Source organism: Teichococcus oryzae (assembly GCF_008386565.1).
Lineage (GTDB): Bacteria > Pseudomonadota > Alphaproteobacteria > Acetobacterales > Acetobacteraceae > Pseudoroseomonas > Pseudoroseomonas oryzae.
In genome coordinates, this window is record NZ_VUKA01000004.1 from 1 (window position 1) to 14,587 (window position 14,587).

19 protein-coding genes and 1 pseudogene are annotated in these 14,587 nt (G+C 70.2%); 13 read left to right on the plus strand and 7 right to left on the minus strand.

The window, feature by feature from the left end:
• The 3 genes and pseudogenes from F0Q34_RS21775 to F0Q34_RS10345 all read left to right on the plus strand — a co-directional run.
• Positions 1-938 (plus strand): annotated as a pseudogene (locus tag F0Q34_RS21775) (hypothetical protein); the annotation flags it as partial.
• Between the two features lie 33 nt (positions 939-971).
• Positions 972-1,949 (plus strand): TAXI family TRAP transporter solute-binding subunit, encoded by a 978-nt coding sequence (locus tag F0Q34_RS10340; RefSeq protein ID WP_149812148.1) that lies wholly within the window; start codon positions 972-974, stop codon positions 1,947-1,949.
• Between the two features lie 102 nt (positions 1,950-2,051).
• Entirely contained in the window at positions 2,052-2,351 is a 300-nt protein-coding gene (locus F0Q34_RS10345) for a hypothetical protein (protein ID WP_149812149.1), read from the plus strand.
• A 75-nt stretch (positions 2,352-2,426) separates the two neighbouring features.
• Here the strand turns inward: F0Q34_RS10345 and F0Q34_RS10350 are convergent, their stop codons facing one another.
• Entirely contained in the window at positions 2,427-2,894 is a 468-nt protein-coding gene (locus tag F0Q34_RS10350; RefSeq protein ID WP_149812150.1) for a DUF6481 family protein, read from the minus strand.
• A gap of 348 nt (positions 2,895-3,242) precedes the next feature.
• On the opposite strand from F0Q34_RS10350, the gene F0Q34_RS10355 reads away from it, so the two are divergent.
• Complete coding sequence (locus F0Q34_RS10355; protein ID WP_149812151.1) at positions 3,243-3,719, plus strand: hypothetical protein; 477 nt, start codon at positions 3,243-3,245, stop codon at positions 3,717-3,719.
• Positions 3,720-3,753: 34 nt separating this feature from the next.
• Here F0Q34_RS10355 and F0Q34_RS10360 read toward each other — a convergent pair whose 3' ends face one another.
• Positions 3,754-4,008 (minus strand): hypothetical protein, encoded by a 255-nt coding sequence (locus tag F0Q34_RS10360; RefSeq protein WP_149812152.1) that lies wholly within the window; start codon positions 4,006-4,008, stop codon positions 3,754-3,756.
• A gap of 656 nt (positions 4,009-4,664) precedes the next feature.
• On the opposite strand from F0Q34_RS10360, the gene F0Q34_RS10365 reads away from it, so the two are divergent.
• On the plus strand, positions 4,665-4,877 hold the full coding sequence (locus F0Q34_RS10365; RefSeq protein ID WP_149812153.1) for a hypothetical protein: 213 nt from the start codon (positions 4,665-4,667) through the stop codon (positions 4,875-4,877).
• A complete protein-coding gene (locus F0Q34_RS10370; protein WP_149812154.1) occupies positions 4,874-6,292 on the plus strand; it encodes an amidase in 1,419 nt (472 codons plus the stop codon). Before F0Q34_RS10365 ends, F0Q34_RS10370 begins: the two co-directional genes overlap by 4 nt.
• Positions 6,293-6,404: 112 nt before the next feature.
• On the opposite strand, the gene F0Q34_RS21780 is transcribed toward F0Q34_RS10370, so the two are convergent.
• The 3 genes from F0Q34_RS21780 to F0Q34_RS10380 form a co-directional block, all read right to left on the minus strand.
• Positions 6,405-6,542 carry a hypothetical protein gene (locus F0Q34_RS21780; protein ID WP_161600830.1) on the minus strand — a complete coding sequence of 46 codons (138 nt, stop codon included), beginning with the start codon at positions 6,540-6,542 and terminating at the stop codon, positions 6,405-6,407.
• A 2-nt stretch (positions 6,543-6,544) separates the two neighbouring features.
• Positions 6,545-7,018 carry a hypothetical protein gene (locus F0Q34_RS10375; protein WP_149812155.1) on the minus strand — a complete coding sequence of 158 codons (474 nt, stop codon included), beginning with the start codon at positions 7,016-7,018 and terminating at the stop codon, positions 6,545-6,547.
• A 111-nt stretch (positions 7,019-7,129) separates the two neighbouring features.
• Positions 7,130-7,552 (minus strand): secondary thiamine-phosphate synthase enzyme YjbQ, encoded by a 423-nt coding sequence (locus F0Q34_RS10380; RefSeq protein WP_149812156.1) that lies wholly within the window; start codon positions 7,550-7,552, stop codon positions 7,130-7,132.
• Positions 7,553-7,709: 157 nt separating this feature from the next.
• On the opposite strand from F0Q34_RS10380, the gene F0Q34_RS10385 reads away from it, so the two are divergent.
• Positions 7,710-7,913: a hypothetical protein gene (locus F0Q34_RS10385; RefSeq protein ID WP_149812157.1), complete on the plus strand. Its 204-nt coding sequence runs from the start codon at positions 7,710-7,712 to the stop codon at positions 7,911-7,913.
• A 38-nt stretch (positions 7,914-7,951) separates the two neighbouring features.
• Positions 7,952-8,782 (plus strand): polysaccharide deacetylase family protein, encoded by an 831-nt coding sequence (locus F0Q34_RS10390; protein ID WP_206667993.1) that lies wholly within the window; start codon positions 7,952-7,954, stop codon positions 8,780-8,782.
• Here the strand turns inward: F0Q34_RS10390 and F0Q34_RS10395 are convergent.
• Positions 8,676-9,461, minus strand: a complete 786-nt coding sequence (locus F0Q34_RS10395) for a glycosyltransferase family 2 protein (RefSeq protein ID WP_149812159.1) — start codon at positions 9,459-9,461, stop codon at positions 8,676-8,678. The two genes, F0Q34_RS10390 and F0Q34_RS10395, sit on opposite strands and share 107 nt — an antisense overlap.
• Positions 9,462-9,470: 9 nt before the next feature.
• A complete protein-coding gene (locus F0Q34_RS10400; RefSeq protein WP_149812160.1) occupies positions 9,471-10,274 on the minus strand; it encodes a lysophospholipid acyltransferase family protein in 804 nt (267 codons plus the stop codon).
• A gap of 318 nt (positions 10,275-10,592) precedes the next feature.
• Between F0Q34_RS10400 and F0Q34_RS10405 the strand changes: the two genes are divergently transcribed.
• The 5 genes from F0Q34_RS10405 to F0Q34_RS10425 all read left to right on the plus strand — a co-directional run bounded on the left by F0Q34_RS10405 (position 10,593) and on the right by F0Q34_RS10425 (position 14,567).
• Complete coding sequence (locus F0Q34_RS10405) at positions 10,593-11,375, plus strand: class I SAM-dependent methyltransferase (protein WP_149812161.1); 783 nt, start codon at positions 10,593-10,595, stop codon at positions 11,373-11,375.
• Positions 11,372-12,082 carry a class I SAM-dependent methyltransferase gene (locus F0Q34_RS10410; protein ID WP_149812162.1) on the plus strand — a complete coding sequence of 237 codons (711 nt, stop codon included), beginning with the start codon at positions 11,372-11,374 and terminating at the stop codon, positions 12,080-12,082. The genes F0Q34_RS10405 and F0Q34_RS10410 overlap by 4 nt, the downstream gene beginning before the upstream one ends.
• Positions 12,079-12,942 carry a MipA/OmpV family protein gene (locus tag F0Q34_RS10415; RefSeq protein ID WP_161600831.1) on the plus strand — a complete coding sequence of 288 codons (864 nt, stop codon included), beginning with the start codon at positions 12,079-12,081 and terminating at the stop codon, positions 12,940-12,942. Before F0Q34_RS10410 ends, F0Q34_RS10415 begins: the two co-directional genes overlap by 4 nt.
• A 9-nt stretch (positions 12,943-12,951) precedes the next feature.
• A complete protein-coding gene (locus F0Q34_RS10420) occupies positions 12,952-14,193 on the plus strand; it encodes a cation:proton antiporter (RefSeq protein WP_149812164.1) in 1,242 nt (413 codons plus the stop codon).
• A 107-nt stretch (positions 14,194-14,300) separates the two neighbouring features.
• Entirely contained in the window at positions 14,301-14,567 is a 267-nt protein-coding gene (locus F0Q34_RS10425) for a phosphopantetheine-binding protein (protein WP_149812165.1), read from the plus strand.
• Positions 14,568-14,587: the final 20 nt, after the last annotated feature.

Here is a 14,587-nt window from a genome sequence, read left to right on the forward strand (position 1 = left end):
CCGCTCCGGTCATCGTGGCGGAGGAAACGCCTCTCCCGGCGGCACCCTCGACCATCGCGGAACCAGCGGGTGAGCCGCCTGCCCGTGCCGGGGCCACGGCTTCGCCGCTGGCCGATCCCGCACCGCCCCCCATCGCCGCGCCCGCCCGCACGGCGGCGGCGGCCGCCACCCCGCCGGCGCTTTCGCAGGAAGAAAAAACGGCTCTGCTGCAACGGGCCGAGGAAAAGCTCGCCCTTGGGGATATCGCCGCCGCCCGCCAGCTCTACCAGCAGGCCGCACTCTCGGGCAGCAGCCGGGGCGCCGCCGCCCTCAGCCGCACCTATGACCCGGAATTCCTGCGCGGCATCGGGGCCAGCAACATCCCGCCCGATCCTTTGCTGGCGCTGATCTGGGCCCGCCGCGCGGAAGCTCTCGCCGCGGCCGAACCGCCGGCCGCGGAAGCGCCGCCACCCCCGCCGCCGCCCGCCAGCGTGGCCACCGTATCAGGCGCCACACGGGCGGGAGGGCCGGCAGCTCTGCCCGCCCCGGCCCGACCAGCGGCGCCACCCGCCCTGGAAGCCAGCCCGGCACCGCCGCCCACGCCGGAGCAGGCGCCTCCGGAGCCGGTCGCGGCAACGCCGGCGCCCCGCCCCGGCCCGTCCCGTTCCGTTCCGGCGCGCCTACCGGAACAGCTGGAGGCTGTGATCCGGCGCGCCGACGAGATGCTGGCGCTGCGCGACATTTCGGCCGCCCGCCGCCTTTACGCCTATGCGGCCGAGGCCGGGAGCGGCCGCGCGGCCGCCGCGCTGGGACGGACCTATGATCCCGCCTTCCTCGACGAGATCGGTGCCCAGGGCATCCGCCCGGATCAGGCCCTGGCCGCGCGCTGGTACCGGCGGGCCATGTCGCTGGGAGAGGGGCAGGTCGCCCCCGCCCTGTCACGCCTGGAGCAGCGCTGAACGTTGCCGCATCGAAGGAAGGAAGGCTGGCACATGACGCAACATCCCTTCGGACGGCGCGCCGCCCTGGCATCCGGCGCCTTGGCATCCGGCGCCCTGGCCCTGCTGGCGGCTCCCACCGCCTGGGCGCAGGGAACCGGGGCGCGGCGCGGCCTGGCGGACACCACGCGGGAGGTGAATGCGGGCACGGTCGGCATGATCACCGGCGGCGTCGATGGCACCTATATCCGCATCGCCGCCGACCTCGCCGCCGTGCTCGACGAAGGCGAATATCTCCGGGTCCTGCCGGTGATCGGCAAAGGCTCCCTGCAGAACATCTCCGACCTGCTTTATCTCCGGGGCATCGACCTCGCCATTGTTCAGTCCGATGTTCTGGCGGCGGCGACACGGGACCGCCTTTTCCCGGGCATGACGCAGCTCGTGCAATACGTCGCCAAGCTTTACGACGAGGAAGTCCATGTCCTCGCCCGGCGCGACATCGAGCGGGTCGAGGATCTGGCGGGCCAGGCCGTGAATGTGGACCTGCGCGGCAGCGGCACCGCGATGACGGCCTCCCTCATCTTCGGCAGCCTAGGGATCGACATCAGGGCCGTGCACGCCCCGCAGGACCTGGCGCTGGAACGCCTGCGGCGGGGCGAGATCGCCGCGCTGGTTTATGTGGCCGGCAAGCCGGCCCGCCTGTTCTCGGGGGTGCGGGCGGAGGAAGGGCTGCATCTGCTGTCCCTGCCCCTGGCTCCGCAATTGCTGGAAACCTATCTTCCGGCGCCGATCGAGCATGCCGACTATCCCGCCCTGATTGCCGAGAACAGCTCGGTGCAGACCATGGCGGTGGGCGCGGTGCTCGCCGTTTATGCCTGGAAGGCCGGGACGGAACGCCATGGCAAGCTTGTGCGCTTCCTGGAGCGGTTCAACCAGAAATTCCCCGCATTGCTGCAGCCACCCCGCCATCCGAAATGGCGCGAGGTCAACCTGACGGCACAGGTGCCGGGATGGACCCGCTTCAATCCCTGAGGCGGATCGCGGAACGGGCTGCCGGATGGAGCGCCGGGCGCCCTGTTCCGCAGCCGCGAGGCCCATCCCCAACCGGCCGTCGCCGCGAAGCAGGAGAGCACGATGTATCTCGCCCGGTTTTCTTATGACGTGTCGCCGGCCAACCGACAGAAGGCGATCGACTTCATCCGGCGGGAAGCGGAGGCGGCCGGGCGGGAGGGCCTGAAGGCCCGCCTGCTGGTGCCGCTGACGCGGGGCCAGGGTGGGGCCGCGCTGCAATTCGAGGTCGAGCTGACCAGCCTTGATCAGCTTGAAGGCCTCCGCCACCGGAATGGTGACAAGGACGACACGGGGGACTGGATGCGCGCCTTCAGCGAGATCCTGTTATCGCCCCCCATGGTGGAGATCCTGCGCGTCGACTGATCTCCGCCTCGGCTGATCCCCGGGGCACGGCGTCACCGCACCTCCCCCGGGGCCATTCGGCAAGGCCGGGCTGGCTTACCGGCGCGCCTTGCGGGCGGCGTAGCGGGCATCCCGCAACGCCTTCTGTTCCGCCGCCAGGGCCAAGGCCCGGGCCTTCGCTTCGCTGTCCAGCAGCGCGGCGCGGGCTTCGGCGTCGAGCTTCATGGCTTCGGCGCGGGCAGCCTCGGCCGCTTCCTGGGCGGCACGCTCGATGGCGGCGGCGGCGGCCTCGGCTTCCAGCCGGGCCTGTTCGGCGGCCTGGGCCCGCTGAGCGGCCGCGAGCTCCTCCGCTTCACGCTGACGGGCCGCCTTGCGCTCGGCGGCGCGCGCCTCGCGGGCGGCGGCCACGGCCATCTGGGCTTCCTGCCGGGCGAGGACGGCCGGGTCATTCGGGCCCGGCAGGGCACGGAACTTCGCCAGGGCGGCTTCTTTCGCCCGGGCGGCTGAACTCAGTCGATTGTTGAAATGGTCATTCTGGTACGAATTGTTGGAACGGCTTTGCATGGTTCCATTCTACAGAAAAATTTCCTCCTGTGCTTGCAGTAATTTCCTGCCCTGCCTGGCCGGCGGCATCTCTCCCACGCCGAATTCCTTGCCACGAGGCGGCGCCCTGGGCGTCCGCCAAGGGTCCTGTTTTCCTGGATGCTCGCTGCCCAGCGGAATTCGTTACATTGAACAGCCATTCCCCGTTGCACGGACACGCTTCTGGTTGGGTCCACCAGGGTAGCGCCGGCCGCATGGCTGCCTTGCTTCACATGGATGCGGAGCAGCCGAGAATCTTTGTTGCGGGCCGCCACCATTCCTGTATACGAGAAGGCATCACGAAAACGTGAGTGTGGAGGCGGAGCCAAAATGGCGCGACCGGTAGCGAATTTCTCGGATGCCCTGGGCGGTATCGACCAGTCCATGCTCGACAGCGTGTCCGAGCTGGATGATGTCCGCCGCATGACCAGCGGCGCTTATCTCAAGATCGGTGCGCTGCACGGCGTCACGGTCGAGATCGAGGCACCCCTCGAAGCCACGGGGGATGTGCCTTCCCTTGTCCGACAGGGCCTTGTGATCCGCTGCCTGCTGCCCAAGGCCATCCCGCTGCCGGCGCTTTCGGAATCGCTGCAAGGCGGCGAGGCCGGGCGCTTGATCCGCACCATCCTGAGCGGCCACCGGCTGGAACTGACGGCGGAAGGTGGACGCGGCGTGCTGACGCGGGGTGCCGAACAGGCGCGCAACAGGTTGCACCATCACCTGTTCGAGCTGGCCGCCGCCGCCTTCGCGCCATTCCCGGTGATCGCGACCCCCGCCCTTTCCGGGCTCGAGGCAGCGGCCGTTTGATCCGAACAGGCTGGGCAAAACGCCCGGCCTGCCATCATGCCTTCCGTGGCGACAGCCAGGTCAGCCAGGGAAATGCCGGCGTCGTCATTGAGGGTTCCGGGTATTGGTGAGCCCAGGCGCGCTCCACCAGTCCTGCCAGATCATCGCCGACGGCACACCACCGTCCGTCAGGCGAGATGGCCATGAAGGCCCCCTGCACCCCGGCGTGGCGGGCGTAGTGCCTTTGCCCGATGTTCCATCCGGCGTCGATCAGCCATTCCATGCGTTCGGTGGCCGGCTTCACGATCATGGCACTTCTTCCATCGATGAGTTGCCGTGAACAAAGGTTCATCGTCTTTTCCGTGCATCGGCAAATGCCATAACATCCCCAAAGTCTCAGTGGATGACTGGATTGTTTGAAAACGCGATAAGCGCGGGGATGTGATCGCAATTCGAAGCGGATAACGCTCCCACCGTCCCAATTTCGGGGGCGGCACCCTGAAATACGGATGCAGGGCTATGGCCCTGGATGATCCGGGCATCGCGGAGATGCCTGCCCCAAGCCCGCCGGGCGGACACCCTTCTGACGGGCGGAGCCTCTCGCGCAGGCCGGCCGAACGGCTTGCGCTGCGGGGCGATGCGCCTGGGCTCATGCGCGCGGGTTCCGGCATGGCGGCGGTGCTTGCACGGCCTGATCCCGCCACGAAGGGCCGGAACCGCAGTGGTGTCCCGGCGGACGCCGTTTTCACCCTCCGCGATCCTGCCGGATCGGCGACTTTCCCGTTATTGCCCGATTTCATCATTTCCGTCTGGAAACCGGCGCTGCGGGATGGGGAGCCGGGCCGCCGCGCGACGCGGATCAGGCGCCGCGCAGGCTGCGCATATCGCTAGGGGTCGTTCTTTGCGCGCGACAATCCGGCGCGCCCGCCTTAGCGTTGCCAAGCTGATGATTGAAGGACCCGCATCATGGCCCCATCACAGGACGACCCCATGCGCGCGCTGCAGGACGCATTGCGGCGCGCCGGCGTAACGCTTCCGCCGCAGCACCTGCCCGGCACGCTTACGGGCTTCACCGAATTGCAGGCGATGCTGGCCCTGCTGCGCGGGCCGCGCGACGCCGCGGCCGAACCAGCCGCCACCTATTCGCTGGACACCATCACCCGGGATGGCGCGGCATGAGCGGGGTGGCGCTGCACGATCTTTCCATCGCCGAAGCCGGCCGCCGGCTGCGCGACGGCTCCCTCACCTCGGTGCGGCTGACGCAGGCGCTGCTGGACCGCATCAATGCGTTGGACGGCGCGCTGCACAGCTTTATCGAGGTCACGGCCGATCGCGCCCTGTCCGATGCGGAGCGCGCCGACCGCGAGCTGGCGGCGGGCCGCGACCATGGCCCGATGCAGGGCGTGCCCTATGCGCTGAAGGACATCTACAACACGGCCGGCATCCGCACGACCTGCCATTCCAAATTGCTGCTGGACCACGTTCCGGCGCAGGACAGCGTCGTCGCGGCGAAGCTGGCCGCCGCGGGCGGCGTCCTGCTGGGCAAGCTGGCGACGCATGAATTCGCCATCGGCGGCCCGAGCTTCGATCTGCCCTTTCCGCCCGCCCGCAACCCGTGGAACACCGATCATGTCACCGGTGGCTCCTCCTCTGGCTCCGGCGCGGCGGTGGCGGCCAGGCTGGTGCGCACCGCGATGGGCTCGGATACCGGCGGCTCCATCCGGGGTCCGGCCGCTTATTGCGGAACGGTCGGATTGAAGCCGACCTACGGGCTGGTCAGCCGGCGCGGCGTGTTCCCGCTGTCCTACACGCTGGACCATTGCGGCCCGCTTTCCGCCACGGTGGAAGACGCCGCGATCACCACGCAGGTCATCGCCGGCCATGACCCGCGGGACCCCGCCAGCGCCGACCGCCCCGCGCCGGATCTGTGCAGCGGGCTGGAGGATGGCGTGGCCGGCCTGCGCATCGGCCTGCCGCGGAACCTGTGGCGCGACGCCGAGGGGCTGGCGCCGGAAACCGCCGCGGCGCTGGACCGCCTCGCGGAGGCGCTCGCCAGGGCCGGCGCCGTGGTCGAGGAGATCACGCTGCCGGATTACGATCTGTTCAACGCCTGCGGCCGCGTCATCATGCTGTCCGAGGCCTTCACCATCCATGAGAAGGACATCCGCGAAAGACCGCAGGATTATGGCGCGTTGTTCCTGATGCGGGTCGCCGCGGGGGCCACGCTGAGCGCCGCCGACTACATCCAGGCGCAAAGGCTGCGGCGCGAACTCTCGGTGGCGGTGAACCAGGTGGCGCTGCGCCGCTGCGACCTGCTGCTGACGGCCTGCACCCTTGGCCCCGCCCCCGCCTTCGCAGAGTTCCCGCATGACCGGGCAGGCCCCATGCACATCCAGACCCTGCCCTTCAACGTCACGGGCAATCCGGCCCTGTCGATGCCGGCGGGCTTCTCCGCATCGGGCCTCCCCTTGTCGGCGCAGCTGGTCGGGCGCCCCTTCGAGGAAGCGTTGCTGCTGCGCGCCGGGCGGGCGGTGGAGAAGATCACCGCCGAATGGGGCAGCCCCGCCTTGCCGGAACTCGGCGCGGTCACCTGACGCAAGCGCGCCCCGGCGCCGGGAAGGCCATCGCCTTTCCCGGCGTGCCGGCGCGCATGACGGAAATAAAGGCGCGGAACGAGGGCCGAAGGAAATCCGGTGCCGGGCAGCCTCAGCGAACGGGGCGGTGACCGTTGCGGCGCAACCGGACCAGCCCATAGCCATAACGGACCACCCCATACCCGCCGAGGCCGATGCCAAGCAGGCTGGCCCCCCAGAGCAGGGCGGCAAGGATGTCCTGCGATCCCATGATCAGGGCGATGCTCCGTTCCCCATCCCTGGATTATGGCCCCTCCAGATCACGAATTCCAGCCTCGCGACATAGGCAAGGGACAGCAGCGCGGTGGCCGCGAGGGCGGCGCCATAGGCATGGAACACGTTGGGCTGCAGCGCCCCGGCCAGGGTCGCCGGCTCCGACATGGCGGCCAGGCCCAGCACCGCCGCATGGGCGCAAAGGAACATCAGCAGCATCGCCCCCAGCCAGCGGTTCGAATCGCCCAGGCACTGCCAGTGCCGCTCCCGGTCACAGGCCCGGAACAGCAGGTCGGAGACGGGCCACAGGGCCAGGGTCAGGCCCAGCGCCGAGGTTTGCGGCGCGAAATGCACCATCCATTCGCCCAGGGAATCCACCGGCAGCGGCATGCGGTAATTGTCGCGGAACACGACCGCGAGCGTCCCCAGCAGCCCGAAGGCCTGGGCCAGGATCCAGCGCGCGAGGTTCTCCATCGGTCTTTCCCCTTCCCCTGAGCATGTGCCATGCGGGGAAGGCGAGAACAATGTTCTTCTTATGTTCCACTATTCACGCGAACGCGATCATAAGTTTCAATCACCTATGCTTCATTCCCCGAGAAGGTGCAGAACCAGTTCCCGCTGATGCGGCGCGTGGCGGTGTTCCCACAGGAACACGCCCTGCCAGGTGCCCAGCACCATCTCCCCGGCCTGAACGGGGATGGAAAGCTGCGTCAGCGTCACAGCGGCCCGCAGATGCGCCGGCATGTCGTCCGGCCCTTCATCGGCATGGCGATATCGCTGACGATCGCCATCGGGCGCCAGCCGCGACATGAAATCCTCCAGATCCTGCAGCACCTCCGGCGAGGCGTTCTCCCCGACAATGAGGGAGGCGGAGGTGTGGCGGCACCACAGTGTCAGCAGCCCGTCGGCGATCCCCTGCTCCGTGAGCCAGTTGCGCAACCTTCCGGTAACATCGACCAACCCCCGGCCGCGGGTCCTGACCTGCACGCGGTGAACCGCCTGTCGCATCGCAGCCTCCTTGCGGCCTCGCCTTTACCATCTTTCCCCTCCATCTCCTTCCCCCTCTCCCGGCTGGTCTCTCTCCCCCTGGCTCATCTTCCCCTGGCATTCCGGTTCCCGCCGCGCCAGTTTCCCCCCTCACGCAACACCCGGAGGTTTCCACCGCATGGCCGCAAGGCTCTGGTCCCTCGGCAGCCTGCTGGTCGCGATCGGGCTCGCCGCCTGGTTGCTGGGCTGGGACACGCTGCTCTGGATTCCGCAGATGGCGTTGGAAGCCCTGCGCGACCAACCCTGGACGGCCGGCATCATCCTGGCCGGGCTCGGGCTGATGCTGCTGGCCAAGATGATCGGCGGCGGCCGGCGCGGTTGAGCCGCGGCGGAGCCCCTCGCCCCTGGCGCCCTTCCCCCTTGATCCGGGCTTCCTTCTGGCTGCATGGCGGGGCGGGTTGCGGGCTGGCGCTGGCGCCGCAGCTCTGGCCCTGGTGGCTCGGGGGGCTCGCCGCCAACCACGCGGTTCTGACGGTGGCGGGCATGGTGCCGCGCTCCTCCCTGCTCGGGCCCAACTTGGTGCGCCTGCCGCCTGGCCCACCACGGGTCGCCCTCACCTTCGATGACGGCCCCGACCCGGAGGTGACCCCGCGGGTGCTGGACCTGCTGGACGCCGCCGGCGCGCGGGCCTCCTTTTTCCTGATCGGCAACCGCGCCGCCCGGCATCCGGCCCTGGTGCGGCAGATCCTGCGGCAGGGCCACAGCGTGGAAAACCACACCCATACCCATCCGCTGCATTTCGCCGCCCTCGGCCCGGCCGGCATGCGGCGGCAGGTCATGTCCGCCCAGGCGGCGATCACCGATGCGGGCGGAGCACCGCGCTTCTTCCGCCCGCCCGCCGGGCTGAGGAGCCCGTTTCTCGACCCGGTGCTGGCCGGGGCCGGGCTGCTTCTGGCCAATTGGTCGCGGCGCGGGGCGGATGGCGCCATCGGGGATGCGGGACGCATCCTGCGCCGCCTGAGCCCTCCCCGCGCGGGCGAGATCCTGCTGCTGCATGACGGCAACAGCCGGCCCGGCGCGGATGGACGCCCGGTTGTGCTGGACGTGCTTCCCGTTCTGCTGGCGCGGCTGCGCGCCGCCGGCATCAGCTGTCGGTCATTGCCGCAGGCCTTGAGCGAGCCAGGCGCCGCATGGCCAGAAGCGGCAACCGCAGCAGAAAGCCCGACAACAACCGCAGATGCATCCCCGTGAGCAGCAGGTTGTCCCGCCCATAGCGGAAATGGGTCACGCCCCCCTCCTCCCGCGCCAGGTACCGGACCGGGACGGGGCGGTTGATCATTGGCAGGCCGCGCCAGCTCAACCGCACCGCCGCTTCCGCATCGAAATCGTAGCGCCGCATCCATCGTGTGCGCCGCATCTCCGCCACCAGCGGCGCCAGGGGATAAACCCGGAAGCCGAACAGCGAATCCCCGATGCCGGCCCACAGCGTTTCCAGATTGGCCCAGAAATTGGAGACGCGCCGCCCGCGGACGCGGATCGCCGGCGCTTCCGGCCCGAACACCGGCACGCCCAGCACCAGCGCCCGTGGGGCGGCGGCGGAGGCTGCCATCATGGCGGGAATTTCATTGGCCGGATGCTGCCCGTCGGCATCCATGGCCAGGGCGTGCGTGAAACCCGCCGCCAGCGCCGCCTCCATCCCGTGCAGCAGGGCGGCGCCCTTGCCACCATTGCGCGGCAGCCGCAGCAGCCGCAATCCGGGATCGGCCGCCGCCATGGCTTCCAGCGCGCGGTCGAACCCGTCCGTGCTGCCATCCACCACCACCCAGACGGGGTTCCAGGCGGCCCGCGCCGCGCGCACCGTGTCGGCCAGGATCGGGCCGGTGTTGAAGGAAGGGATCAGCACCAGATGGGTGCGGGAGGCAATGGTCATGGCCGGGCTTCAGGCAACGTTGCGGCGCGGGCATCCCGCGGCGCCCTGCTCCGCCTCCGCCTCCGGCGCCAGCGCCTCGCGCAGGGCATGCTCGACCCGGCGGCTGAGATCCGCGGCGGAGCCTTCCGGCTGAAAGCGCCGTCCGAGCCGCACCCGGTAGATCAGTGGCAAGGGCGGCATGCGCCAGGCCGGCCAGCCCTTGCACAGGAACGGATTGCCACGCTCGATCAGCACCGTCTGCACAGGCGCCCCAGCCGCCTCGGCCATCAGCGCGAAGGAACGGGTGACCGGCCCCAGCGGCGCGTCGGGCGGGCTGCGCGTGCCTTCGGGAAAGATCATCAGCTGCCCGCCCCGCCGCATCATGGCGGCAGCATTCCGGATCATCGGCAGCGTGGCGTCGTTGCGCACATAGCCGGCCAGCCGCACCCCGCCGCCCAGCAGCGGGTTGTTCCAGACCGAGGCCTTGGTGATGCAGGCCACGCGTGGCAGGCGGGAGGCGATCAGCACCGCATCCATCATCGAGGGGTGGTTCGGCGCGATAACAAGGCCCCGTTCCTGGCGGAGCGCGTCCAGCGCCGAAAGGTCGCAGCGCAGCATCCCAAAGGCGCGCAGCACGCCAAGATACAGCCGGAAGCCGCGCGAGATGCCCCAGCGCCCCAGCGGCTGGCCGATGCGTGCCGGCAACAGGCGGAACAGCAGCCCGGCGGGCAGGCTCCAGGCCAGGCAGATCACCGCGAACAACAACAGCAGGGGATAGAATCGGGCGGCATCGAACAGCCAGCGCAGCCAGCTCCGGTGATCAGGCACGGCCATGGCCGGATGCTGAAGCAGTTCCTTCTCCTCCCCGCCGCTGCCCAGACCCTAGAGCAGACAAGCGCCCGCCGAAACCATGGAAACCTCGGCAACATACCGCCGGATCAGCCACATAGGCAGGGTGGCCGCCATTCCGCCGGCGGCGCCCCGCCTGAACACTCCCTCCGGTCACCCTTCTGTCATCCCTTCCGTCATCCCGTCCGTCATCCCTCTGGTCACTCCGCCGCGCCCGGTTTATCGCTGTGCGGGAACCAGCCGCCGACACGGCCGGATCGTGCCGCAGGATTGCGCCCGGGGAAGCGCCAAGAGGAATCATTGATGGCCAATCCAACACCTCATGCCGTGCCGCATCCGGTGCTTCCCGCCTATTATCCGGAGCCGGCGCGGCGGGCGGCCTTTGTTCGACAGCTTTTCGACGACACCGCGGCGCAATATGACCGCATCAACCGCGTCTTTTCCCTGGGCACCGGCGCCTGGTACCGCCGGCACGCGCTGCGGCGCGCCGGGTTGCGGCCGGGCATGACGGTGCTGGACGTGGCCACCGGCACCGGCCTCGTCGCGCGCGAAGCCGCGCGGCTGACCGGGCCCGAGGGCCGCGTCTGGGGCCTCGACCCGTCTTCCGGCATGCTGGCCGAGGCGCGCCGCGCCCTGGCGGGCACGCCCGCCGCCCTGCTGCAAGGCCGTGCCGAGGCCATCCCGCTGCCGGATGCCTCGGTGGACTTCATCAGCATGGGCTACGCGCTGCGCCATGTGGCCGACCTTGCCGCCACCTTCGCGGAGTTCCACCGCGTGCTGCGTCCGGGCGGGCAACTGCTGCTGCTGGAGATCGGCCGCCCCGACGGCGCCGCCGCCCATGCCCTGGCGCGCCTTTATCTCGGGCATGTGGTGCCGGCCCTGTGCCGCCTGTCGGCGCCCCGCGCCCGCTCCGGCACGTTGATGCGCTATTACTGGGACACCATCGAGGCCTGCGTCCCGGCCGAAACCATTCAGGCGCATCTGCGCGGCGCCGGCTTCGCGGAGGTGGGGTGCGAAACCTCGGCGGCCATCTTCCGCGCTTATTCCGCGCGGCGGAATGGCAGGGCCGGCGCGCCCGCCGCATGACGGCCGCCCCTGGCCAGGACCGCGCCGGGCCGGTGGCCGCCCATGCTTCCCGCCACGCCGCGCTGCTGGACGCCGTGGGCCGCCGTTATGCCGGCGCTTCCCGCTTCGCCCAGGGCTATGTGCGTTCCAAGCTGCGGAACGACCCTGCCACGGCCGCCATCCTGGCGCTGGCCAGGGCGGCGCCGCTTGGCCATGTGCTCGACCTGGGCTGCGGGCGCGGGCAACTGGCCCTGGCCCTGCTGCTGGATGGCGGCGCGAGGTCCGTCACCGGACTCGACTTCGATTCCGCCAAGGTGGCGGAAGCCAATGCCGCGGCGGCCGGCCTGCTCGCCCGCTTCGAGGCCGCCGACCTCACCGCCAACCCGATCCCGGAGGCCGATGCGATCCTGATGGTCGATGTTCTGTACCAGATGCCGGAGGCGGCGCAGCGCACCCTGCTCGGACGGATCGCCCGCGCCGCGCGGCAGCGCGTGGTGATCCGCGCCTTTGATCCCGATCTCGGCTGGCGCAGCCGCACCGGGCTCGCCATGGAATGGCTGAACCGGGCGGCGCGCGGCGCGTGGGGCGCCAGCATCCGCCCGCTGCCGCTGCCGGAGCTGGCGCGCCCGCTGGAGGAAGCCGGCTTCCGCGTCACCACCCGCCCCTGCTGGGGCGCGACGCCCCTGCCCAACGTCCTGCTGGTGGCCGAGCGGGGTGGCGCGGCATGAGGTGGCTGGTCGTTTCCATGGTCCTGGCGCTGGTCGCCCCGGCCGCCGCCCAGACCGGCACCACCTCCCTGGCCGAGGGCGGCCGGCCGAAGATCGAGGCCGGGCTGGCTGGCGGCGGCGGCTGGCTGCCGGATTACCCGGCGGCCGAGCAGAACCACCTCCAGGGCCTGGCCTTTCCATACCTGATCTATCGCGGCGAGATCCTGCGCTCGGACGACCAGGGCATACGCGGCCGTTTCTACAACAGCGACGCGATCGGGCTGGACCTTTCCTTTTCCGGCGCCTTTCCGTCCAGTTCCGACGACAACCGCGCCCGCGAGGGCATGGCCGACCTGGACTGGCAGGGGGAGGTCGGGCCCGCCCTGCGCCTGACCCTGTGGCGCGACACGGAAACGCGGCAAAGGCTGAACCTGGAACTGCCGGTGCGCGCGGTGTTCTCCACCGACCTCGCCTCCGTGCGCTATCGCGGCCTGACCGCCTCGCCCGAGCTGGCCTATGAGCGGCTGGACCTGTTCCGCCCCGGCGGCCGCTTCCGCGTCGGCGTGGGCCCGATCTTCGCCACTGGCCGGCTGATGGATTACTTCTACCGCGTGGGGCCGGAGGATGTGCGCCCCGGCCGTCCGGAATATGACGGCAAGTCCGGCTATCTCGGCACCCGCATGCAATTCTCCTACCGGATGCCGATCACGGAGCGGCTGTCGCTGGTGGCCGGCGGGCGGGTCGAAAGCTTCCATGGCGCCACCAACGAGGGCAGCCCGCTGTTCCGCGACAAATGGAACACGTCCGTGGCGCTGGGCTTCGCCTGGTCCTTCTTCCAGTCGCAGGCCCGCGTGGCCTCCACCGCCTCCCCCTTCGACTGAGGCCGCGCCATGCACGACAAGGTCGCATTGCTGGCAGTGGCGCTGCTGCTGGTGCTCGGGCCATGGCTGGTTTGGCGCATCCCGGCGGTCCGGCGCGTCGCGCCGCTGGCGGTGGTGCAGATCCTGGCGGGCGTGCTGCTCGGCCCCACGGCGCTGGGCCGGCTGGCGCCCGAATTCCACGCGGCGCTGTTCGGCCCGTCGCTTCTGGGGAATCTGGGCGGGCTTTCGACCCTCGGCGTTTGTTTCTACGTGTTCTGCAGCGGCATGCATCTCGATGGCGCGGCGCTGCGCGACAGCATCCCCCGGCTGGGCGCCCCCGCCGTGGGCAGCATGGCCCTGCCGATGGTGCTGGGGGTCGCGGCCGGCCTCGGCATCGCCATCTGGTGGCCGGAAGCGGTGGGGCCGCGTGCCTCGACCGGCGGCTTCGCCACCGCCATCGGCATCTGCGTCGCCGTCACCGCCCTGCCGGTGCTGGCCGCCATCCTGGGCGAGATGGGGCTGATCAGGACGCGGCTGGGCCAGTCGGCCCTGGCGCTGGCGGCGGTGAACGACCTGGCGCTGTGGCTGGCCATCGCCTTGCTGCTGGCGCTCGCGCAGGGCGACATGGCGGACAGCCTGCGGGTCGGCGGATTGTCCCTGTTGTGGCTGGCGGCGCTGGCGCTCGGGCTGTGGCCGCTGTTGCGGCGCTTCGCCGCCCTTGCCGAGGCGCCCGGCACCCTGCTGGTGGTGGCCCTGTCGGTGCTGCTGGCCGCCGCCGCCACGGCCGAGATGGCGGGGCTCGGCCTGATCATCGGCGCCTTCGCGGCCGGCGTGGCGATGCCGCCCGCCTGGCGCGCGCCGCTGCTGGCCCGGCTGGAGCCGCTGACGGCCGCGGCGCTGCTGCCCTTCTTTTTCGCCACCACCGGGCTGCGTGCCACCATCACGCCCGATTCCGTGGCCTTCCTCGGCCTGCTCGTCCTGGTCACCGCCGCCACCGTGACGGGCAAGGTGGCCGGCACCGCCATCCCGGCGCGGCTGGCGGGGGAAAGCTGGCGCCATGCCCTGGCGCTGGGCACGCTGATGCAGACCAAGGGGCTGATGGAGGTGGTGATCCTGGCGGTGCTGCTGGATGCCGGACTGATCGCGCCGCCGGCCTTTTCCGCCCTGGTGGCGATGGCGATCCTGTGCACCGTGGTGACGATGCCGCTGACCAGGCTGGCCCTGGCGCCGCGCGCGCCGGCCGCTGTCGCCGGACTTGAAAAGCCCGGCTGATGCCATGCTGGCACGGCCGCCCGGAACATGAGAGATGTTCATGAATGGGCCGCATTTCATTGCTCTAACATCTCGGACCGGTTCGCGCGGCAGCATGGAGGTTCAGCGTGAGTTCAGCATTGGCCATCGAATCCGAGGTCGCATCCTTGATTGTTGAAGCGCTGCATCTCGAAACGCGCGCCGAGGAGATCGACCCCGATGCACCGCTGTTTGGTGAGGGGCTGGGGCTCGACTCCATCGACGCGCTGGAGATCGCCCTGGCCATCTCCCGCCGCTACGGATTTCAGCTGCGCTCGGATGATGAGCGGAACGGGCAGATCTTTGCTTCCCTGCGCAACCTCGCCGCGCATATCGAGAAGCACCGGCAACGCTGAACGGCCTGCCCTGGATCGGC

Coding starts and splice junctions, on each gene's coding strand:
- F0Q34_RS10415 (WP_161600831.1), top strand. CDS start 12,079: ATGAGGTGGCTGGTCGTTTCCATGGTCCTGGCGCTGGTCGCCCCGGCC.
- F0Q34_RS10420 (WP_149812164.1), top strand. CDS start 12,952: ATGCACGACAAGGTCGCATTGCTGGCAGTGGCGCTGCTGCTGGTGCTC.
- F0Q34_RS10360 (WP_149812152.1), bottom strand. CDS start 4,008: ATGATCGTGAAGCCGGCCACCGAACGCATGGAATGGCTGATCGACGCC.
- F0Q34_RS10370 (WP_149812154.1), top strand. CDS start 4,874: ATGAGCGGGGTGGCGCTGCACGATCTTTCCATCGCCGAAGCCGGCCGC.
- F0Q34_RS10405 (WP_149812161.1), top strand. CDS start 10,593: ATGGCCAATCCAACACCTCATGCCGTGCCGCATCCGGTGCTTCCCGCC.
- F0Q34_RS10345 (WP_149812149.1), top strand. CDS start 2,052: ATGTATCTCGCCCGGTTTTCTTATGACGTGTCGCCGGCCAACCGACAG.
- F0Q34_RS10380 (WP_149812156.1), bottom strand. CDS start 7,552: ATGCGACAGGCGGTTCACCGCGTGCAGGTCAGGACCCGCGGCCGGGGG.
- F0Q34_RS10385 (WP_149812157.1), top strand. CDS start 7,710: ATGGCCGCAAGGCTCTGGTCCCTCGGCAGCCTGCTGGTCGCGATCGGG.
- F0Q34_RS10400 (WP_149812160.1), bottom strand. CDS start 10,274: ATGGCCGTGCCTGATCACCGGAGCTGGCTGCGCTGGCTGTTCGATGCC.
- F0Q34_RS10355 (WP_149812151.1), top strand. CDS start 3,243: ATGGCGCGACCGGTAGCGAATTTCTCGGATGCCCTGGGCGGTATCGAC.
- F0Q34_RS10410 (WP_149812162.1), top strand. CDS start 11,372: ATGACGGCCGCCCCTGGCCAGGACCGCGCCGGGCCGGTGGCCGCCCAT.
- F0Q34_RS10340 (WP_149812148.1), top strand. CDS start 972: ATGACGCAACATCCCTTCGGACGGCGCGCCGCCCTGGCATCCGGCGCC.
- F0Q34_RS21780 (WP_161600830.1), bottom strand. CDS start 6,542: ATGGGATCGCAGGACATCCTTGCCGCCCTGCTCTGGGGGGCCAGCCTG.
- F0Q34_RS10375 (WP_149812155.1), bottom strand. CDS start 7,018: ATGGAGAACCTCGCGCGCTGGATCCTGGCCCAGGCCTTCGGGCTGCTG.
- F0Q34_RS10395 (WP_149812159.1), bottom strand. CDS start 9,461: ATGACCATTGCCTCCCGCACCCATCTGGTGCTGATCCCTTCCTTCAAC.
- F0Q34_RS10365 (WP_149812153.1), top strand. CDS start 4,665: ATGGCCCCATCACAGGACGACCCCATGCGCGCGCTGCAGGACGCATTG.
- F0Q34_RS10350 (WP_149812150.1), bottom strand. CDS start 2,894: ATGCAAAGCCGTTCCAACAATTCGTACCAGAATGACCATTTCAACAAT.